The sequence below is a fragment of the Streptococcus sp. HF-100 genome, assembly GCF_015594635.1.
Classification (GTDB): domain Bacteria; phylum Bacillota; class Bacilli; order Lactobacillales; family Streptococcaceae; genus Streptococcus; species Streptococcus vaginalis.
Genome location: NZ_JADNQV010000002.1, coordinates 49,292 through 71,751, shown reverse-complemented (window position 1 = coordinate 71,751; position 22,460 = coordinate 49,292). Strand labels below are relative to the sequence as shown.

Here is a 22,460-nt window from a genome sequence, read left to right as displayed (position 1 = left end):
TAAGACAGAACTAAACATTTAAAATTTTTAGTTCGTAGTTTCAGCCTTTCATTACTAAACCGATAAAATGGCAGAAACTTCGTTCTCACAGAGCAGACACAACATTACGATCTAATTGTCATGAACGGAGAACCTTCTGTATTATCAGTTGGATCCAAACTCCGTACTCTAAATAAATAATCTACTGAATAATAGCCATTATTATTAGCATTATACGGATCCATTACGTAAGTCATTCCGTTGTTATAGCCTCTCATGACTAGCTCATGTGTAACAGGATAATTTGCAAATACACTGGTTCCTACTGCACCAAGCACATGGTGTCCCATAGCAAGTGCTTCTCGCACAGCTGCGGTTGAACCTAAAACATCCGTTTTCAAGCCCCAATGTCGAGCTGCTAAGACAATACCCCGACTCGTTGTGCCGTAGCTTCTCTTATTGAATTCATTCGTAGAATGATAGAGATAATCTGCCACAGTTGTTGGCAAAACAGTCTGTCCTGTAATACCAGAAATTGCCATAGCAACTGTTGTTGGAATGCAACCCGTTGCAGCAAATGTGTAGCCTCCATAAGTTCGTCCTGCCCAACGACCATCACGTTGAGAAAAATATGGTGTCGAATAAGACGTTTTAGAAACTTGTACTGTTGTGCCCGCCACTCCAACGATTTTACCATTGTTTTGAATGTAATACAAATGAACATTGTATTCGCCGGTTGAGTTCTTATGGTCACTCGCTTTGACAGTTATCTTATAGGTACCATCAGCTCGTTTTGCAGCAGTGTACCAAATGATGTCATCTTGACCATTTACACTAGACCACGTTGGCAGCTTCACTTCACGAACACCATAAGGACCGGAAACATTAGACACCACCACATCAAACGTTCCTGTTTTAGGATTATTATTTTGAATCGTGATTTTTCCAGTTGGTTTAAGGTTTTCTGCAGAAATTGTCACATCGGTTGATGTACCGCCTACTCCAATCAATGTTCCATTGTTTTGAACATAGTACAAATGAATATAGTACAAACCAGTTGAATTCTTATGATCACTTGCTTTAATGAATGCCTTATAAGTTCCATTGGTCTGTCTAGTGGCAGTGTACCAGATAATATCGTCCTGACCATTGACATTAGACCAGGTCGGTAATTTCACTTCACGAACACCATCTGGATTAGAAACGTTGGAAACAATTACTTCAAAAGTCCCTTTATTGGCATCTTTATTTTGAATTGTTAATGTACCTTTTGGACGTGCAATTGAAACTTCTGTCGTTGTGCCACCAATCCCAACGATTTTACCATTTCCTTGGATGTAGTAAAGATGAATATGGTACAAACCTGTGCTTCTTTTATGGTCACTCGCTTTGACAGTTGTTTTGTAAGTTCCATTGGCCTGTCTAGTGGCAGTGTACCAGATAATATCGTCCTGACCATTGACATTAGACCAGGTCGGTACTTTCACTTCACGAACGCCGTAAGGGCTAGAAACACCTGAAACAATCACATCAAAGGTTCCTGTGTTAGGATTATTATTCGCAATTGTAATATTGCCTTTTGCTCTTGCTAAAGATACAATTACTTGCGTTCCTGCTACTCCAACGATTTTGCCATTGTCTTGGATATAATACAGATGAACATTATATAGACCTGTTGAATATTTGTGATCACTTACCTTGACAGTTGTCTTATACGTTCCATCAGCTTGTTTTTTAGCGGTATACCAGATAATATCATCTTGACCATCTACATTAGACCAGGTCGGTACTTTCACTTCACGAACACCATCTGGACTGGAAACGCCTGAGACAATCACATCAAAAGTTCCTGCGTCTGGATTGTTATTTGTGATAGTCAAAGTACCTTTAGGATGCGCAATCGAAACTGTTGTCGTTGTCCCTGTTACTCCTACCAACTGATTATTTTCTTGGATATAATATACATGAATATTATACTCTCCAGTTGATTTTTTATGATCAGTCGCTTTAACTGTTACTTTGTAAGTTCCATTGGCTTGTTTCTTAGCAGTATACCAGATAATATCATCTTGACCACCGATGCTGGACCAAGTTGGAACTTTCACTTCACGAACGCCATAAGGACTAGAAACATTGGAAATAAGGACATCAAAAGTTCCTGTGTCAGGATTATTATTAGCAATAGTCACTTTTCCTTGAGGTCGTCCAAATGAAAGCTCGGTAGTTGTTCCACCTACGCCAACCAATTTCCCATTATTTTGAATGTAATAAAGGTGAATGTGATAAAGTCCTGTAGAAAATTTGTGATCTACTGCCCTTACTGTTACTTTATAGGTTCCATCAGCCTGTTTAGCAGCTGTATACCAAATAATATCATCTTGACCATTGACATTAGACCAGGTCGGTACTTTCACTTCACGAACACCATAAGGAGCAGAAACGTCCGACACAATCACATCAAAGGTTCCTGTGTTAGGATTCTTGTTTTGAACTGTGATTTTTCCTTTTATTGGCTGATTTGCAGCACGATTGCTTGGAGTTGCCTTATTCGTAAAACGTCCAGTATAATCCACACTTTGGTCAAAAACATGACGACCAAGTAGTAGTTCAGCTTGCGAAGTAAACTGCCAAGCACCTGCTTCACTATTATATTTCAGTGTTTTCGCATCATCTGCACTTAATTTTGAAGTTGGATATTGCGCTACCCAGAAATTCTCCAAGCCAAATTGCTCTGTTTGGATTGGTCCTTTCGTTCTGAGATTATTTCGATCAAGCCAACTTGCACTTGTATAGTACATCAAATTTGAAAAGCCCATACGCCGCATTTCATCTGCCCAAGCTTGAGTAGTTGCATTGATATTCGGACGCATATCAGAATCTTCAATATCATTTACCATAACAGTTGAGGAAGGAAGGTTCAATCGCCTTGCTTCCTCTGCAAAATAGCGCGCTTCTGCTCTTGCTTCTGCTTCATTAGTATAATGAGAAAAAGCATAAGCCGACACTTGCATACCTGCCGCTTGTGCATTCTGTGTTTGAGAAACCGCATAAGGATTTTTATAACTCGTTCCTTCTGTTAATTTGACAACAACCCCATTTACCCCTTTTTCAGCTAAATGTTGATAATCTTCTTTGCTGATATGTCCATTATGACTGCTGACATCCACAAAAGTTGATTTTTTCACTTGTGCATCAGGATTACTTCTAGCTGTTGCTTGATTATTCTGTGCAGCAAAAAAAGTTGACTTGTTGTCTTTTTTAGTCTCAGTTGTAGTTGTCGAATTTTCTTTTACAACATTTTGTTCTTCTGAAACTTTAGCTTCAGTTGAAGCGGTTGATGAAGCAGTTGCTTCGTTTTTAGATGAAGAAGATGAAGTTGTTTGATTTATTGGAGCAGTTTGAGTTACTTCTTTTGTTTGGAGTTCAGCTGTAGAATGAGCTTCTTGTTTATTGAGTTCTACTGTCGGCTCTAGCGTAGAAGTTTTTACAGGTTCATCAGCAAAAATTTGATGTGAACTAGCTGCAATTAAAATAGCTGTGCTTGCTAAATAAAATAAACTTTTCTTTTTCATTTTATTTCTCCATTTTAAAATAAGCCTGCCATAAAATATGGCAAGCTAATTATTTCTTTTAAGAATTATTTTACAAAGTCCAACAATGCAAGGAAACTTTCTGCTTCAAGTGATGCTCCACCAACAAGGGCACCGTCAACGTCTGGACATGCCATGTATTCAGCTACATTGTTCGGTTTTACTGAGCCGCCGTATTGTACACGTACTTTGTCAGCCACTTCTTGACCAAAGTCAGCTGCTACAACATCACGAACTGCTTTACACATTTTTTGAGCATCGTCTTGAGTAGCTGATTTACCAGTACCGATAGCCCAGATTGGTTCGTAAGCAATGACAAGAGAAGACACTTGTTCTGCTGTCAATCCTTTAAGGGCTGCAGATACTTGAGCACCTACGAATTCAGCAGCTTTACCTGCTTCATAAGTTTCAAGTGTTTCACCACAACAAATAATTGGAAGCATCCCATTTGCAAAGATTGCTTTTGCTTTTTTGTTGATATCTTCATCCGTCTCATGGAAGTATTCACGACGTTCTGAGTGACCAATTACGACATAATCTGTGCCCATTTCAGAAAGAACTTTGGGACTATTTTCACCAGTGAAAGCACCAGCATCTTCAAAATAGCAGTTTTCTGCGGCAATTTTAAGATCAGAACCCTTAGCAGCTGCAAGAACTGTTGACAAGTCAAGGGCTGGAGCTGCGATACCAGCTTCAACAAGTTCTGATGAAGGCAATTTAGAAGCTACTGCTTCAACAAATGCTTTAGCTTCTTCTGGATTTTTGTTCATTTTCCAGTTACCAGCGATAAATGGTTTACGTGACATTTCACATACCTCTTCTTTTTTTATTTACATCTATCATTTTACCATAATTTAATAGAGAAATAAAGACTGAGTCTAATGAAATCATAAAAAAGAAAGCCCCGCAACAGCGGAGCTCATTTGTCTGACTTTAATTGTTCATCTGGGAACTTAATTGAATTAAGCTTCGATTTCTGTAACCATACCTGAACCTACAGTACGTCCACCTTCACGGATAGAGAATGTAGTTCCTTGTTCTACGGCAATTGGGTGGATCAATTCAACGTCGATTGTTACGTTATCACCAGGCATTACCATTTCAGTACCTGCAGGAAGTTCGATTGAACCTGTAACGTCTGTAGTACGGAAGTAGAATTGAGGACGGTAGTTGTTGAAGAATGGAGTATGACGTCCACCTTCTTCTTTAGTAAGGATATAAACTTCACCTTTGAATTTAGTGTGTGGATGAATTGAACCTGGTTTAGCAAGAACTTGTCCACGTTCGATTTCGTCACGTTGGATACCACGAAGAAGAACCCCTACGTTATCTCCAGCAAGACCTTCGTCCAATTGTTTACGGAACATTTCAACACCAGTAACAACTGCTTTTTGGATTTCGTCACGGATACCAACGATTTCAACTTCGTCGTTGACTTTAACAGTACCACGGTCGATACGTCCTGAAGCAACAGTACCACGTCCAGTAATTGAGAATACATCTTCTACTGGAAGAAGCAATGGTTTGTCAGTGTCACGTTCTGGTTCTGGAATGTATTCATCAACAGTATCCATCAATTCCATGATGATGTCTTCATATTTTTCATCACCTTCAAGAGCTTTAAGAGCTGAACCTTGGATAACTGGGATTTCATCACCTGGGAAATCGTATTCTGAAAGAAGGTCACGGATTTCCATTTCAACCAATTCAAGCAATTCTTCATCGTCAACCAAGTCAACTTTATTCATGAAGACGATAAGGTATTTAACACCTACTTGGCGTGAAAGAAGAATGTGTTCACGAGTTTGAGGCATTGGTCCGTCAGTTGAAGCTACTACAAGGATAGCTCCATCCATTTGAGCAGCACCAGTGATCATGTTTTTAACGTAGTCTGCGTGTCCTGGAGCGTCGATGTGAGCATAGTGACGTTTAGCAGTTTCGTATTCAACGTGTGCAGTGTTGATAGTGATTCCGCGTTCGCGTTCTTCTGGAGCAGCATCAATAGATGAGTAATCTTTTGGTTGGTTAACTGAACTTGGAAGACGACGTGCAAGTACAGTCGTGATAGCTGCAGTTAGGGTAGTTTTACCATGGTCAACGTGTCCAATTGTACCGATGTTAACGTGTGGTTTACTACGATCGTATTTTTCTTTTGCCATTTGAGTAAAAGCCTCCAATAAAATATATTTTATAGATAGACAGTAGGCAATACAGTCTAACTTTCCTTACTATTTTATCAAATTTTCTTCAAATTGCAAGCATTTTACGCCTTTTTTATCAATTTATTCTTTGTCCAACTTGTAGTATGGTTGATTTGGTATAGAAGCTCCAATGCTTGATGCATAAATCCACTCCTTACCTTCCAGCTGTGCAAAATTTTCAGCTTTTCCTGTTAGGATAACGCCTGAGAATTCTAATTTTTCTAGGTCTTCTTTCTTAGACAAGTCTAGCTTACCAAATTTTTTCAAGTAGGTTTTAATGTCATCTGACGGAGTTGCATTATTGTAGCTACTTTTTCCAAATCCACTTTTAATATATTTCTTCAGATTAGCCAAGAATCCATCTACATCCTTCATTTCGGAAAGTCTGTCATTCAGTTTCTCTCCTTCTTTGAGATTTTTAATAGCTTCTTCTGCTTCCTTCTTGTTAACATATTCTTTTTGCGTTAGATAATCTGGACTTGTGCCATATAGATTGCTCGGTTGCCACCAACTTGGATCGCTTGTTGAATTTGTACCAATCCAATACCAATTAGTTTTAAGATTCTTAGGAATCATTGCTCGAATTTCTTTTAAACTATATGGTTTATCAAAAGTCAGTGCTACCTCTACTAATTGATTTTGCATATCTTTTACGTAAGGAAGCTCTTTAGTTGGTTCATGGACAGATTCTCCTTTCTCCTCTTTCACATTTTTATTGTAGAATTGTGGCACTTTTTGGTTATTTTCTATTTGAATAGTTGCCCCAGATTCTGTATATCTGCCAGAATTTGCATGAAAAAGGATTCCTCGATTGATATTAAAAATTCCAAAATCTGCCTTATATTCACCATAGTCGAGTGGAATTCCATAAATATCTTTAGCTTGTCTACCTTTAATACCACCGTGAAACATATCTCCACCATTAGCAGACCAGGTATACGTTTCAATATTAGGAAAGGCAACGCTTTCAACTAGTTGTACCTCATTGACTACCTTCCAAGCTTGGTTGCTGATGAGTTTTCCCGTAATCATACGAACACCAATATATATTCCAAAAAATACTACCACTACTGTTGTTGACCAGAGGATAATCCGCTTGGTATTTCGCTTTTTGCTTTTCTTCGCAACGATTTCAAATGTTTCCATGATGATATCCTTTCTTTTCCAAAATCTGTCGAAGTTTCTTTCGACTGCGCATGAGCTGAACTTTGACTTTGCTCTTAGAATAATGGAGTACTTCTGCTATTTCACCCGTTGAAAATCCTTGAAAGTAATAAAGATCCAACATGATTTTATCCTGTGTTGGTAACTTTTCTACCTCCTCCATGAGAAAGTCATAATCTGCTCCTTCAACAATCAATTGATTTTCCTTTGTAAAAAAATCTCGTCGCAGGATTTCCATATAATGCTTATCGCGCCGGTATTTGTCAATATAGCGGCGAATAGACACACGATACATCCAAGCTCGCATTTTTTGAGCAGGGATGACAAAATCAGACTCTAGCATTTTGATAAAAACATCCTGAACAACATCTTCTGCTTGCTCTTTTGGAACGCCTGAGCCTTGCAGATAATAGACGATTTCTTTCGCAAAGGTAATCAAGACTTTTTCATAATCATCTAGTTTGATATCCTCATCCCCCTTCCTTCACTAGTATAACGAATTGGAAGCGTTTTGGGTTACAAAAATATAAAAAAATCGGAAATAATCCGATCTTTCATTCTTCATCAGCCTGAGTTTCTCAGTCCTGTCGCAATTCCATTGATTGTGACGTGAATCAACCTTTCTTCGTCAGGAGATAACTCCCCACGGCGTTGGCGTTTGATGAGTTCTAGCTGAATGTAATTCAAAATGTTAAAGTAACGCATGCGGTAGTCTAAACTGTCTCGCAAGTAGGGATTTTCCTCTAACAGGTCATCATAATCTTCAATAGCAAGAATAACATTCTTGGTTAATTGCCACTCATCCAAAATTGTATAATAAATTTCTTGTACTTCTTTATCTTCACACAATTGAGCATATTCAAAGGCGATATTCATATTCGACTTTGATAACACCATGTCTACATTGGACAAAAGCGATTGGAAGAAAGGCCAATTTTTATACATCTTTCTCAAGAAAGCAAGATTTTCTTCTGGATTTTCATCAATAAATTCTTTAAAGCTAGATCCAACACCATACCAACCAGGGAACATTACCCGACTTTGCGACCATGAAAAGACCCACGGAATGGCACGCAAGCCACCGATTTCAGTAATGGTTTTACGCGCAGCCGGTCGCGAACCAATATTAAAGCTAGAAATAGCTTTGATTGGGCTTGATTCAAAGAAATAATCATAAAAATGCTCATTGCCAAAAACCAAATCACGATAAATTTGATAGCTTCGCTCTACTACCTGATCCATAATATGCTCATAGCGGTTAGATGTGCTAGTATCGCTCTTTTTCTTGGTAATCATACGGTTAATCGTTGCCGACACCAGCATTTCTAAATTGTAGTACGCAGCGTCTTTATTTCCGTATTTATTGCCAATGACTTCTCCTTGCTCTGTCAGGCGAATCCGATCATTGATACTGCGGAGAGGCTGAGAGGTAATGGCTTCATAAGTAGGTCCGCCACCACGACCAACCGTTCCACCACGACCGTGGAAAAAGGTAATTTTCACACCAAATTCATCTCCGATAGCAGTCAATTGCTGTTGCGCTTTATAGAGAGTCCAGCAGGATGATAAGTAACCACCGTCTTTATTGCTGTCTGAATAGCCCAGCATGATTTCTTGATAGTTGTTATTGGAGGCAATCCATTTCTGAGCGATTGGAAGAGATAAGTATTTCTTCATCGTGTCATAGGAATTATCCAAGTCTTCAATGGTTTCAAAGAGTGGCACAATCTGTACACGCGCAAATTCTTTATCAATGAGACCAACTTCCTTGTGCATAACAGCCAACTCTAAAAGGTCAGACACGCTCGTAGCATGAGAAATAATGGTTTGTTTAATGACAGCATCTCCTAGCTTATCTTTCAACTCACGCGCCGTTTGAAAAATCTCTAATTCTTTTTGTAAAAGGGCTGATTTTTTAGTGTGTGTTGCAGAGAGAATCCGCGGATCATAGAGAAGTTCATTTAGCAGAACGTGACATTTTTCGTCTTCAGAAAGCTTGCTATAATGCTCCACAATTCCTGCGCTCGCTAATAACTCCGCAACGCAGGCTTCATGAACACTGGAATCTTGACGCATATCAATGGAAGCAAGGTAAAAACCGAATACTTCTACCGCTTGAAGCAACTCAGTAAACTCACCAGAAATCATTGCTTCGCCTTTATTTTCAAGAAGAGACTGCTTGATAGCTAGTAAATCATGTTTAAATTCCTCAATTTTGTGATAATGTGGCTCTGTTTTTATCTGATCAATAAAGTAAGTCTTTGTATTTTTTAGTTTTGTTTGAATGTAGTAGAAAGCACGGCGATACAATTCTTTTTCGCGGTAAATAGAATTATCTTCTGACAGATAAGCCATTTCCTGCACCGCTTCACTGACTTTTACGATACCTGTTGACAAAGAAAATTCACGGTACAAATTAGCAACTTTCGTATCGTAATAGTTCATAATCACTTCACATTGGGTCAAAGCGGATTTTTTCAACGTTTCAGCTGTGACATACGGATTTCCATCTCGGTCGCCACCAATCCACATTCCCATCGTAATAGGGGTAGGATTTTTCAGGTCAATCCCGTGCTGTTTGGCTAAGCGCTTGTATTCTTCTGTTAAATTAGTCACCGCCTGCAAGAAAGAGCTATTGTAGTATTCCATCACATTGGTGATTTCATTGGTCACTTTTAATTTCTTCTCACGAATCATATCTGTCCGCATGATAATTTCGATATACCGACGAAGATTATTGTGCCATTTTTGCTCATTGAGCAAGCCCATTCGCACATCGCGGTATTTACGCAACAAGACGTGAATATGATTGGTCAAATCCAGCATAGTCGTTCGTTGCACTTGAGTTGGATGAGCTGTTAAAACAGGGACCACATTCAAATGCTCCAAAATTTCAGCAGCGTTTTCCTTTTCAGCAACCAAATCAATCGTTGTGGATAATTTCCCAAGATAATCTTGCCCCACATTATTTTGATAGTTAATCTCAAAAGCCAAATCTACATCTTCTGAAATATTGATTAAAAGAGGCAGGATTGAAAAATAACGAGAAATATAAGACATTTCCTTGTTCGATAGACTTTGAACAATCTCATTTAACCCTTCATAATTTCCAGCTGCTGCTAATTCTTTTAAAGCAATGATTTTTTCAAAGGTTTCAGGACTCAGCATATTTTTTGTAACTTCCTCTAATAAGTCCGTCAGAATCGTAACTTCTTCTTTGATAACTTCTTTATTGTTGTAATTTTCTAATTTTTGAAGTGACATAATCTACACCTTTCAATAAGCTTTTGCTCAATCTAACGTTAGCGAATAATTCTTAAACCGTGATTGGTTTCTTCAATTTCTCTATACAAACTTTCTCGTTTTTCATTGGCATCAATGTTTAACACAAAAGCAATCGCTACGGATAATACCAACAAACTATTTCCACCTTGTGATAAGAAGGGGAAGGTGACACCCGTCGAAGGAATCAAACCGGAAATTCCTCCAATATTGACAAACGTTTGTGTCAGTAGCATTCCACCGATACCAAGAGCCATCATAGAATTAAATGGATCTTTCGCTCGAATTCCCACAAGAATAATCCGCAAAATAAGGAAAAATAAGAGGGCTAAAATCAAGCTGGCACCGATAAATCCAAATTCTTCAATAACAATGGAAAAGACGAAGTCTGTCTGTGCTTCTGGCAAATAACCACGTTTTTCGATAGAATTTCCTAATCCTAAACCAAACCAACCGCCATTGCTCATGGCATAATAGGAATTAGCTAGCTGGTGACCTGCGCCTGATAAATCTTTAAAAGGATTAAAAAAGGCACTAAATCGTTTTGCTACATAGCCAAACACAGGAACCTTAGCAACTTTTTCCACACCAATCAACCAGATGCCTGCTAAAACCGCTGTGGAAAGAGTGACCAATATCCCAAGAAGAGTTGAAAACCAGCGATAACCAATCCCACTAACCGTTACCATGATTAAGGTCGTCAGCAAAAGAATGGTCGCATTCCCCAAGTCAGGCAGCGCTGCCACAATCCCAATGAGCACCACGACCAGGATTCGCCAATCGTTCAGTGCACGCGGAATCAATTGATTTCGTGTTAAAGCCTGATAATCATACGTTGCGATTTCATCTTGTTGATGAGAAAACCGCTGTGCTAAAAACCAAATCAGAATAATTTTTAAATACTCAGCCGGCTGGAGACTAATCGGACCAAATCGTAACCAACCATGTGCACCATTGATTCGGGCACCAAGGAAGCGAGATAAAATTAAAAGCAAGATTTCCACAAAAATAACAATGACAATCAGTCGATTGTCTTTTAAGAAATCTAACTTTATTTTGTAAATTAAAGCAATGGCAAGTAAGCTGATTACCCAGAAAATTCCTTGATTTAAAACAGATCTGAGCGAATTTGCTCCTACCTGTACTAAAGTGGCACTTGACGTTGAATAAACAACTATCAATCCCAAAATAGATAAAATCAAATAAGGAATCAAAATGGAATAATTCAGCAGGTGGCGTTTATCAATTCTCATAGTTCACCTAATATTATTAAATTTTCACCGAACATTATACCACTTTTCAGGGTAAAAAAAAAGTATTTGACGAACAGTATTTTTTAAATCCTTGCAGTATCTAGGCTAAACTTTAACTAAAAAAAGAACAATAAGCTGAGTCTATGAATAGGATTTATAAGCATTCTTCACCATTATGTCCAATAAACCGCTTTCTTTAATATTTCAATTTGATGACAAATACTTATTTTCTACTAGTTTATTTTGCTTTTTATCTGACTTTACGTTAAAATGAAATTATATGAGAAAGAGGATTAAACCGCTTGTTGTCTTTGTTTTCTTTGTTAGCTTCATTGCGATTATTTTAGGAGCGAAGCATTATTCAGAAAACAAGGAAACTAAACAGCAAAAGGACGCTATTACACAAACATCAGCTGCTTCTCAGTCAACTGATACTTCAGATTCCAATGAAGCAGACAAAGCCTATAAACCAATCATTGACTTGTCCGGCTGGCAATTGCCAAGTGATATTAACTATGACGTACTAGCAAAAAATGTTTCTGGCGCCATTATACGCGTGCATAGCGGAGCACAAGCAAAAAAAGAAAATGCAGCTACACACTTAAACGGAATTGATAAATCCTATCAACGCCACATAGAAGAATTTCAAAAACGAAATATTCCTGTCGCTGTCTATGCTTATGTGGCAGGTAGCAACAAGAAAGAAATGCAAAAAGCTGCCGAAAGTTTTTATAAAGCTGCTTCAAAATACAAACCGACCTACTACTGGCTAGATGTTGAAGAAAAAACTATGGAGAACATGAATGCTGGTGTTGAAGCTTTTCGCGCTAAGTTATCATCATTGGGTGCTAAGAACATCGGGATTTATGTCGGAACCTATTTCCTTGAAGAACACAGTATCTCAACTAAGAAATTCACAGCTATTTGGATTCCAACTTACGGCTATAATGACGGTTATTACAACACTGCCCCTAAGACAGACTTAAAATACGATTTACATCAATACACATCACAAGGCTCAATTGGTGGTTTTGCACATGATGTCGATCTTAATCAGCTATCTCCTTTAAAAAATCAGACAAAAACATTTAAAAAATTATTTGGTAATGGAAAATAATAACTCTGTAATAGTTTGAATCGAAAACTTTGCAGAGTTTTTCTTTTCTTCTCGTCCAGTTATCACTACTTTCTTGTTTCTAAATATGTTATAATGACTAACAAAGAAAAGTTTAGGGAGTAATGAATGATTTCTTGGTTAATCAGAATTTTTAAGGGAATTGTCATCGCGCTAGGATTTATTCTCCCTGGGGTATCTGGTGGAGTTTTAGCCACTATTTTGGGGATTTACGAGCGGATGATTTATTTTTTAGCGCATATAAAAGAGAATTTTCGTGAAAATGTACTTTATTTTTTACCTGTTGGTATTGGAATGGTTTTAGGGATTGCACTATTTTCCCTGCCAGTTGAATATCTCTTAGAGCATTATAAAATCATTGTTTTATGGGGATTTGCAGGAGCGATTATCGGTACGATTCCAAGCTTGCTAAAGGAATCTATCAGAGAATCTGATCGCGACCGAACTGATGTTATTTGGTTCGTAGCCACTTTTTTCATCTCTGGGATTTGCCTTTATTTCCTCAATAGTTTCGTTGGAACGTTACCTGCAAATTTCTTGACTTTTATTTTAGCTGGTGCCCTTATCGCACTGGGAATTCTCGTTCCAGGTTTAAGTCCTTCAAATTTGCTCTTGATTTTGGGTCTGTATTCCCCGATGCTAATTGGTTTTAAATCTTTAGATATTTTGGGAACCTTTTTACCAATCGGAATCGGCGGTCTCCTCGCACTTGTGATTTTTTCCAAGTCTATGCACTATGCTTTGGAAAATTATCATTCTCAAGTGTACCATTTTATCATTGGGATTGTCTTGTCTAGCACTGTTCTCATCTTGGTACCAAACCCTGGGAATAGCGAAAGTATTCATTATGCTAATACTTCTATCATCACCTTTGTTACTGCTGCGTTCTTCTTTGGACTAGGAACTTGGCTGGGCGCTTGGATGAGCCAATTGGAGGAAAAGTATAAATAATGGCTAAAAAAACAAAAATTAAGAAAACCTTAGTCGAACAAATCTTGACGAAAGCTAAAATCAGCCACAAAGGCCTCCAAATCAATGCTTTAGAAGGACAATTGCCTGAAGGAATAGAACGCTCACAGATTTACAAAACATTGGCTCTAACAGGCGATAAAACAGGGACAATTATTGGGATTTTGCCCATAACAGAACATCTAGCTGAAAAAAAGCTGGCCAAAATATCTGGTAACAAAAAAGTAAGCATGATTCCGCAAAAAGATTTAGAAAAGACGACTGGCTACATTCACGGAGCAAATAATCCTGTCGGCATTCGTCAAAAACACCACTTTCCTATTTACATTGACAATTCAGCTTTAACAGATGAGACTATTATTGTATCGGCTGGAGAATTAGGACACAGTATTGAAATTAACGCAGAGGATTTAGCCCATTTTGTTGAGGCGACCTTTGCAGATTTAAAAGAGGATTCAAAATAGAAAGGAAACTGTATGAAACTCTACTTCGTTCGACACGGGAAAACTCAATGGAATTTAGAAGGACGCTTTCAAGGAGCCAATGGTGATTCACCGCTGCTTGAGACTTCTATTGAAGAATTGCACTTGCTTGGAAAACACATGGCTCACATTAAATTTGACAAGATTTTTTCAAGTGATTTACCACGCGCAATGGCAACTGCACAGATTATCAATAGTGAAAATCATTTTTCACAAGTCGTTGAGCCACATGCCGAGTTGCGTGAATGGCAACTCGGCTCCCTAGAAGGACAGAAAATTTCTACGATTACGGCTATCTACCCTCATCAAATGGAAGCTTTCCGTCACAATCTGGCGAAATTTAATAATTCTATTTTTGGTGCGGAATCAGTCTACAATACTACACGACGTACAATAGACTTCATTAAATCACAAAAAGGACAATCTTATAAAAATCTTCTTTTTGTTGGTCATGGAGCGAATTTAACCGCTTCTTTACGTTTGTTACTAGGTTATGACTTTGCTCAACTTCGCCAGCAAGGTGGTCTTACAAATGGAAGTGTCACCATTCTTGAAACACAAGATTTTGAGCATTTTACACTTCTTGATTGGAACAATGTTGATCACTTAAAAACAATTGAAACCGTGAACGTATAAAATCATGGTTTTTTCTTTATTTATAGGTGAATTTCTGCCTTATTTATGATAGAATGAGGAAGGTAAACTTTAGGAGGAAGAATATGACTACTGAACATATTGAAGAATTAAATGACCAGCAGCTGATTCGTCGTGAAAAAATGGCTGCTTTAGCAGAACAAGGCATTGACCCATTTGGTAAACGTTTTGAACGTACTGCAGATTCTGCCCAATTAAAAGAAAAATATAGTGATAAAACAAAAGAAGAGCTACATGAATTAGCAGAAGCTGCTACCATTGCGGGACGACTTATGACCAAGCGTGGCAAAGGAAAAGTCGGTTTTGCTCATATTCAAGACCGCGAAGGTCAAATTCAAATCTACGTCAGAAAAGATACTGTCGGTGAAGAGAATTATCAAATTTTCAAAAAAGCAGATATTGGCGACTTCCTTGGTATTGAAGGTGAGGTCATGCGTACAGATATGGGAGAGCTTTCGATTAAAGCAACTCACATTACACACCTCTCTAAAGCACTTCGTCCATTGCCTGAAAAATTCCATGGACTAACAGACGTTGAAACGATTTATCGTAAACGGTATTTGGATTTGATTTCCAATCGGGAAAGCTTTGAACGCTTCGTAACTCGCAGTCGTATCGTTTCAGAAATCCGCCGTTATCTTGATAACCAAGGATTCCTTGAAGTTGAGACACCTGTACTACATAATGAAGCTGGTGGTGCTGCTGCTCGTCCATTTATTACTCATCACAATGCACAAAATATTGATATGGTGCTTCGTATCGCAACTGAATTGCACTTAAAACGTCTGATTGTTGGTGGTATGGAACGTGTTTATGAAATGGGACGCATTTTCCGTAACGAAGGAATGGATGCCACTCACAATCCTGAATTTACTACAATTGAAGCTTATCAGGCTTATGCGGATTTTGAGGATATCATGGACTTGACAGAAGGGATTATCCAAAGTGCAGCTAAAGCCGTTACAGATGCTGAAAGCGTCCCTTATCAAGGTACTGAAATCTTTATCGGTCGCAAATTTGCACGCAAGCATATGCTAGAAGCCATTAAAGAGCAGACGGGCATTGATTTCTGGAAAGAAATGACTCTCGAAGAAGCCACTGCACTAGCTAAGGAACATCATGTAACGGTTGAAAAGCATTTTACAGTCGGTCATATTATCAATGCTTTCTTTGAAGATTTTGTTGAGGATACCTTGATTCAACCTACATTTATCTATGGGCATCCAGTTGAAGTCTCACCTCTTGCTAAGAAAAATGCAGATAATCCTCGCTTTACCGACCGCTTTGAACTCTTTATCGTTGGACGCGAATTTGCCAACGCCTTTACAGAGTTGAACGACCCAATTGACCAATTATCGCGTTTTGAAGCGCAAGCCAAAGCTAAGGAACTCGGAGATGATGAAGCGACTGGTATCGACTACGACTATGTAGAAGCTCTTGAATACGGTATGCCACCAACTGGCGGCCTCGGAATTGGAATCGACCGCTTAATTATGCTATTGACAGATGTCACTTCTATTCGTGACGTATTGCTCTTCCCTACGATGAAGTAAACCAACAAAAAGAGCAGCTGTCTTCAAGCTACTCGCTATCAATAATAAGGCTCTATAATTTCTATAGTGGGTAACTCCATTTGGATATTATAGAGCTTTCTTTTTATTTATATATAGATTTATAAACGCTACAGTATAAAAACTCAACTTAAAAGCACGATAAGGAGAGAATTAACTATTTTCTCTCCCAATGCTAAGATATTCTCATTCTACTACAATGATTCTTTTATTTTTCAGCAACCATCAGTTGGTCAGAAAATGAATAGGACTCATAATTATTATCAGGATTATCTGTCCACATTTCACATTGTTTGATAACTGTCACAATGGCGTCTTCGACACCCTCTGGTGGATATTTGTATTTCCTAAGGAGCCGTTTAACAAGCATGCGCATACGAGCACGCGCAGAATGTTTTTTCTGCCAATCAATAGTTCTGCTTTTGCGCAATGTCTCCGTTAATTCATGAGTCATTGCAACAAGCTCATCATTTTCATAAAAGTCTTTGACTGCTTGTGGTTGCGTCAAAGCATCATAGAAAGCCAATTCTTCATCTGTAAGACCTAAAGAATCCCCCTCTTCGTGAGCCTTCGCCATTTCTTTGGCCATTTTCATTAATTCAGCAATAACTTCTTCATTCGAAAGCATGCCATTCAGATACGCTCTCATCGCTCGCGAAAGAATTTCTGAAAACTTTTCGGATTTGACTAAATTCGTTCTTTGATATAAGGTAATTTGCTCTTGTAATAATTTTTTTAAGAGTTCTACCGCTATGTTTTTCTCCTTCATTTTAGAGATTTCATCTAAAAATTTAGGATCAAATAACGAAAATCCTGTATCAATATCTGAGAATAAATTAATGACGCCTTCACTCTTGATAGAAGCTTTTAGTAACTCATTGATACGATCATTAATATCTTTCAAAGAAAGCTTTTTACCCTCCCCAGTTATTCGTGTCAGCAATGTTCTGACTGCTTCAAAATAAGCTGCTTCAAAACGTTGCTCAGGAGTAAGCAAAGAACGACAAAGTGATAACGCTTGGCCTAAGAGTAACGATTCTTTTATGAAGAGCTCTTTCTTCTTCTCCTTGTCTACACTTGACAAGAAGTTTACCCCACCACTAATTGTTTTAGCTCTGATTAAATCACTTGATTTAGAGAGCATGAATTCTGAATAGTCAAACCCATAAAACAAATCACGACAGACCTCTAGTTTTTCGACAAACTTTGGTAAAGCTGTCTTAGCTATATCAGTGTCCCCAAAGTTACCTTTGTCTCGAATAGTTTGCATTGCTATTAGGTGGTGTTCCGTATTTCCAGCGAATAACATCTTGCAGTTTATCTGCTCCCCAGTTGGAAATATTAAAGGGTGGATTAGCCATGATATAGTTAGCTTTTAGTGTTGGATGTAAATCATTGAAAAAGCTGTTCGCTTAGTGCTCACCAAAATCCGCATCAATACCTCGGATAATCATGTTCATCTTGGCCATCTTCCAAGTATCATCGTTGGATTCTTGACCAAAAACAGATAAATTATTAATATTTCCACTATGATTCTCTATAAACTTAGCTGACTGAACAAACATACCACCTGACTCAACTAATAAATCGTAAAAGATCTAGTTACTCTCACTAGTTGCTTTTGTTTAATATATTGTCATAATAATATTCTCCCAATATTTGGGATCTTTCCTCTATATTATTTTCATTAAAATTTGGATATTTATTGCAAAAATTTCGAACTTGATTATATTTTGATTTTTTATATACTTCTAATTTCTCTTCATAAGCTAGATCTCTAGCTTCATTATTTAAATCAATTTCTAAACATATTAAATTTCCAATGAATAATGTGTTATCGTTTGATATATCTTCGTTAATTATGTGTTCTATAGATGAATCTATACTATAAACTTCGCTATTATTTAATTTTGATGAAATTTTATTCAATACATATTTTGTTATTGTATTAGTTGGAGACTCTTGTTTAGAAAACCTTAAACGGACAAAACCTGAAAGAAACTCTTCTTTTTGGGGATATCTGTCCTCAAACTCTTGATATAAGTATTCCTTTAAAATATTATTTGTATCACTTTTATTTTTGCTTTCTCGCAATTTTATTGCCAGCTTAGAAAATCTTGACTCATAAATATTTGCTTGATTTTTTAATACTCCTGTATATGCGAAAATAAAGTTTTCAATGTATTTAACCGCATCCTTGAAAGCTTTTGATGATATTTTGTCATTTGATTTAAGTTCAAATAACGCTAATAGCGCTATTCTTGCTTGTGTAACGCCAAATGTTTTCTCTATAGCTTTTAAACTCTGGATTAACCAATTATATTCTTTTCTGTTATTATAATCATCTATATTAGGACTTACTATTTTCATATACGTCTCTGCTATAGTACTTAAATCTTCAACAAATTCCTCATATGATTTTTTATTAGATTTAATATGTTTTTTAAAAGAATCATATAGCTTTGAATTAGTTGTCTTTTGATATTTTGAAATCCAATAATGCCTATAAAATGTAGCAAATCCAATATTGGGATTTCTACTTCTCAATGTAGTTTTAATTCCTTCCCATTTATTTTCTATAATCTTATCTTTTGCATTATCATCAGCATGAAATTTAGAATATATAGTATTTTTAATTAAATCAATACTCGCAAGGTTTTTCCCTTTTGCATTCAATATTTCAAATATCTCATAAGCCGAATCTTTTTCTTCCGTTAAAATAGATATAACATTCATCTGAAGAATCTGATCTCTAATTGCTATCAACAAATCTTTATAAGGAGTATTTTCATTGAAATCATATTTCCTTTTTAACTTCATCTCCTCCAACTCTGACTCAAAATAATTATAGGTTTGTTTTATGTTAATTTCTTCTTCGGTTGCAGGTTCAACATCCGTTTTTTCAATTGACTGAACATATGCTTCAAAATATGGGTATGAGGTAATACTTTTTAACTTAGGAATAGGCCTTCCATAATCATCTTTTGTTTTAATATATTCAAATGTTGCTTCTGCTAAATCTTCTTCTTTTATATTTTTGAATTTATTGGTTAGAACTGATAACAATATAGTAATAACTGTGAGTCTTTGTTGACCATCAATAACTTCTATACTTTCATCTTTTTTTTCAGATCCTGAGAAAACCATAGTGCCTATAAAGTAATCTGTGTTAATTAGCTTTTTATCTTCCTGTTTTATTCCTTCAAGTATATCTATAAAAAAGGTGTTATAGTAATACTTATCCCAGCTATATTCTCGTTGAAAATTCGGAATACTCATCATAGGATATGAACGAAACATTGTTTTAATTGTTTTGTTTTCTGGTGTAAATTTCATTTTACCTTCCTCCTATTAATAATTTTTCTATAATTTTAGTCCTTAAACCCAGTGTCCATCGTTACTATCTGCCGTTGTCGTAATTATGACGCGAGATCCACCTGTTAATCATATGGTCATATCAATACTTACAGCTAATAAATTTTCCGTCTATTCAAGTAGATTGTTAATTCTATAAACTGGGATTTAGAAATCCACATATTTGAAAAATTTACCTCTTAGAAATACTCGTTTTACTGTTAGTATTCTTCTTTATTTAAATATAAATTGCAATAGGAATTATAATAACAGCAGGACCAGTTATTTTTGTTTTCAACTCAGGCAAATTGAATTGTTGCATATCAGTTGTTTTAAATGATGAAAACATCTCATTTAATAATTCTTCTGATAGGATAGATAAGGAAGTTTTTCTAAGAAGATCAATGTTTTCCGTATCTTTTTCACATATGGATATTACTTTACCAAGAACTTTAAAACGACCACCAATAATTTCCGATATATTGTCATTTGTAAGATATTGTTCTTGTACCGATAGCACTGTCATTCCTTTGGAATCAGACAAAATAAAATCAATTGTACCACTATGTTTTAACTCATTAGCAAATGACTCAATTTGTTTTATAGTTTCATTTTCTTTTTGCTTTTGATTATTTGCCTGTTTTTTATTACCTAGCTGTGGTTTTTCAGCAAAAATTTCAACCATACGAAAAAGGTCAATAAAAATATCCATATAATTTATTAGCGGATTTTTTTGTAATTCTCCTTCAACTTCAATAAAATCACCTACTTTCATTTTAGAAAAATTAAAATCAGAATTCAACATTTTGTGTTCTAACAAAAATCCACGGAACTTGGACAAAAGAGAAACATTTGTATGCACTTTTTCTTTAACAACACTTTCTTTTTCACCCTTGTTTCCATCGTGGCTTAATTCGCCAGAAATGTTAATTCTTAATAGTTTACTTAAAATAGTATCAGATGTTGAAACTCCTGCATTGATCTTTTGAGCGGAATGATTTTCTTTATGTTCTGTATAATTAATCTGACTTACCATTGAAAAACCATCTTCCATAATAGCAAGCATATCTAAAACAATCTTTTCATTAATATATATTGGAACAATGAGTCTGTCTAAATTTATATCGGCCATTATTTTAATTCCTTTCCTGCTTCTCTTTTTCACTTACAAATTTAAATTTGTTTAGCTTTTTATTCTTTGAAAACAATTATTTCTTTTCTTCTAATCTTTTGATACCACATTCATTAAGTTTTTCAAGTGACATCAGTTGAGTTCTTGCAAGCTTTCTAAGTTCTATCATTCTTTCTTTTGGGTTCATTCCTTTATCACTAAGAACTGCATTGTAGCTTTCCATATTGGCAAGTACCAATAATTCATTTAAACTTGCATAGTCTATCATATTACCCTTTTAATCTAGATTTTCTTCCTGCCACTGTTTTGCTCTTTTGTTAAATAAGGCAACATTGAGCATATCTGCTTCACTTGCGTATTTATAGGATAATTACTAGTTTGTTAGATCTCTTAAGAGATATTCTTTAATTGCATCTGATTTAAGTCTTTTATAGTCTTGAATAATGTAAAGCTTAAATTCTGGCGAAATCCATAAAGCAAATTCCATTGCTATATCAGTATGAGTAAATGTGCCTCCATATCGTCCTGACTTAGAAACAATACCTATTGCATTTGTCTTTTTAATCCAATTTTGTGGTGACAATGTAAATGCGTTACTACCTGCTTCATTTCTAAACCTATCGAATTCGATAGGTTTAAAATCTGGATTATGCATTGATTCTCATAAACCTAAAAACTGAATATTGTCTTTGCCTCTCAACCAGTTATTAATAACAATAAATGGTTCATCACTTTTATATCTTTCAATATCCGTTAAACTTATATAGTCATTTTTAAAGTCTTCAGTATAAATTTGAATAGCAAAACCTTTTGCTTTAATCATGTCTTTTTTCACCTTAGACATGTGAATTCCTCCTTTATGTTGATGTACTGTTTACAACATTTATTTCCGTAATAACTGCTCTAAACAGCAAACCACTATTCATTTTTTTGATTTTAAACTTTGGTAGAAGCTCTAAAATCCTTGTATTTACTTGACTATTTGCCTGTGTCATTATTATGACACGAAACCCACAAGCAGGATCATAAACACGGCCTCTATAAGGCTTTAATATTTCTACAATCGTTTTTACGATGCTGGTCGGAGTATAAAATTCACCACCTCGTTTTCCTTCATATGCCGCAAACTGTTCAATACAATATTCATAAGCACGCCCAAGTATATCTTTTTCATTCTCACCTTCATACATTTTAATATTGGTAAAAATGTCTACAACTTCCCCTAAAACTCGCTTATCTAAGTCTGGACTTGCATAGATTTGAGGAAGGACATTCTCTAGGCTAGGATTATCCTTTTCAATTTCACGCATAGCTGCATCCAAAACCATACCAATTTCCGAAGAATGGGCATGACTCGCAATAAATTGCCATCTAGCTATTTCAGGGACGAAGAAAATATTCTCCTCTGAATATGCATCAGGATCATTCTCAAATCCGTCTCCCTCCGCAAGTAATTGTTGGTATTTTTCTTCAAAAGCATCTGATACATATTTTAAAAAGATGAGACCGACAATTACTTTTCTGTACTCTGACGCAGAAATGTGTCCCCGAAGCGAATCCGCAGCATTCCATAGTTCATTTTCAAATCCAATATTTGCGTTTGATTTTTTCGCCATTTTATACTCTTTTCATATTTTAGTTACATTCATTTTACCACATTTCAAGTAAGTTAAAAAGCACGATCACAGCGCTCG

At 36.4% G+C, this 22,460-nt stretch carries 14 protein-coding genes and 4 pseudogenes; 5 read left to right on the top strand and 13 right to left on the bottom strand.

The genetic code is table 11. The features are described 5' to 3' along the window. Nucleotides 1–104: 104 nt before the first annotated feature. From IYQ23_RS02640 to ftsW, 7 genes are all read right to left on the bottom strand, one after another. Nucleotides 105–3,551, bottom strand: coding sequence for a GBS Bsp-like repeat-containing protein (locus IYQ23_RS02640; protein WP_195673991.1), 3,447 nt, complete (start codon nt 3,549–3,551; stop codon nt 105–107). Between the two features lie 65 nt (nt 3,552–3,616). Then, nucleotides 3,617–4,375, bottom strand: coding sequence for a triose-phosphate isomerase (gene tpiA, locus IYQ23_RS02635; protein ID WP_195673990.1), 759 nt, complete (start codon nt 4,373–4,375; stop codon nt 3,617–3,619). Between the two features lie 156 nt (nt 4,376–4,531). Next, a complete protein-coding gene (gene tuf, locus IYQ23_RS02630) occupies nt 4,532–5,728 on the bottom strand; it encodes an elongation factor Tu (RefSeq protein ID WP_003023932.1) in 1,197 nt (398 codons plus the stop codon). Between the two features lie 123 nt (nt 5,729–5,851). After that, entirely contained in the window at nt 5,852–6,916 is a 1,065-nt protein-coding gene (locus tag IYQ23_RS02625; protein ID WP_117644340.1) for an anti sigma factor C-terminal domain-containing protein, read from the bottom strand. After that, nucleotides 6,903–7,373: an RNA polymerase sigma factor gene (locus tag IYQ23_RS02620; RefSeq protein WP_022526277.1), complete on the bottom strand. Its 471-nt coding sequence runs from the start codon at nt 7,371–7,373 to the stop codon at nt 6,903–6,905. Before IYQ23_RS02620 ends, IYQ23_RS02625 begins: the two co-directional genes overlap by 14 nt. 125 nt (nt 7,374–7,498) lie before the next feature. After that, nucleotides 7,499–10,198 carry a phosphoenolpyruvate carboxylase gene (gene ppc, locus IYQ23_RS02615; RefSeq protein ID WP_195673989.1) on the bottom strand — a complete coding sequence of 900 codons (2,700 nt, stop codon included), beginning with the start codon at nt 10,196–10,198 and terminating at the stop codon, nt 7,499–7,501. A gap of 38 nt (nt 10,199–10,236) precedes the next feature. After that, nucleotides 10,237–11,469, bottom strand: coding sequence for a cell division peptidoglycan polymerase FtsW (gene ftsW, locus IYQ23_RS02610; protein ID WP_195673988.1), 1,233 nt, complete (start codon nt 11,467–11,469; stop codon nt 10,237–10,239). Nucleotides 11,470–11,749: 280 nt separating this feature from the next. Between ftsW and IYQ23_RS02605 the strand changes: the two genes are divergently transcribed. The 5 genes from IYQ23_RS02605 to lysS all read left to right on the top strand — a co-directional run bounded on the left by IYQ23_RS02605 (nt 11,750) and on the right by lysS (nt 16,262). Further along, on the top strand, nt 11,750–12,586 hold the full coding sequence (locus tag IYQ23_RS02605) for a glycoside hydrolase family 25 protein (RefSeq protein WP_195673987.1): 837 nt from the start codon (nt 11,750–11,752) through the stop codon (nt 12,584–12,586). A gap of 126 nt (nt 12,587–12,712) precedes the next feature. Then, nucleotides 12,713–13,555: a DUF368 domain-containing protein gene (locus IYQ23_RS02600; protein ID WP_195673986.1), complete on the top strand. Its 843-nt coding sequence runs from the start codon at nt 12,713–12,715 to the stop codon at nt 13,553–13,555. Further along, the gene (locus IYQ23_RS02595) at nt 13,555–14,037 is read left to right on the top strand and encodes an aminoacyl-tRNA deacylase (protein ID WP_195673985.1); all 483 of its coding nucleotides are present in this window, start codon (nt 13,555–13,557) and stop codon (nt 14,035–14,037) included. Before IYQ23_RS02600 ends, IYQ23_RS02595 begins: the two co-directional genes overlap by 1 nt. 12 nt (nt 14,038–14,049) lie before the next feature. Next, nucleotides 14,050–14,691, top strand: coding sequence for a histidine phosphatase family protein (locus IYQ23_RS02590; protein ID WP_195673984.1), 642 nt, complete (start codon nt 14,050–14,052; stop codon nt 14,689–14,691). Between the two features lie 83 nt (nt 14,692–14,774). Then, nucleotides 14,775–16,262 carry a lysine--tRNA ligase gene (lysS, locus tag IYQ23_RS02585; RefSeq protein WP_195673983.1) on the top strand — a complete coding sequence of 496 codons (1,488 nt, stop codon included), beginning with the start codon at nt 14,775–14,777 and terminating at the stop codon, nt 16,260–16,262. A 226-nt stretch (nt 16,263–16,488) separates the two neighbouring features. Here lysS and IYQ23_RS02580 read toward each other — a convergent pair. The 6 genes and pseudogenes from IYQ23_RS02580 to IYQ23_RS02555 form a co-directional block, all read right to left on the bottom strand. After that, a pseudogene (locus tag IYQ23_RS02580) lies at nt 16,489–17,544 on the bottom strand (DUF3387 domain-containing protein); the annotation flags it as partial. Beyond that, a pseudogene (locus tag IYQ23_RS02575) lies at nt 17,537–17,872 on the bottom strand (N-6 DNA methylase); the annotation flags it as partial. The pseudogenes IYQ23_RS02580 and IYQ23_RS02575, both read right to left, overlap by 8 nt. A gap of 19 nt (nt 17,873–17,891) precedes the next feature. Further along, the gene (locus IYQ23_RS02570) at nt 17,892–19,616 is read right to left on the bottom strand and encodes a DUF262 domain-containing protein (protein WP_195673982.1); all 1,725 of its coding nucleotides are present in this window, start codon (nt 19,614–19,616) and stop codon (nt 17,892–17,894) included. Between the two features lie 256 nt (nt 19,617–19,872). Further along, nucleotides 19,873–20,766, bottom strand: a complete 894-nt coding sequence (locus tag IYQ23_RS02565) for a DUF6414 family protein (RefSeq protein WP_229311912.1) — start codon at nt 20,764–20,766, stop codon at nt 19,873–19,875. A 76-nt stretch (nt 20,767–20,842) separates the two neighbouring features. Further along, nucleotides 20,843–21,610: pseudogene (locus tag IYQ23_RS02560) on the bottom strand (KilA-N domain-containing protein). 166 nt (nt 21,611–21,776) lie between these two features. Next, nucleotides 21,777–22,382 (bottom strand): annotated as a pseudogene (locus tag IYQ23_RS02555) (type I restriction-modification system subunit M N-terminal domain-containing protein); the annotation flags it as partial. Nucleotides 22,383–22,460: the final 78 nt, after the last annotated feature.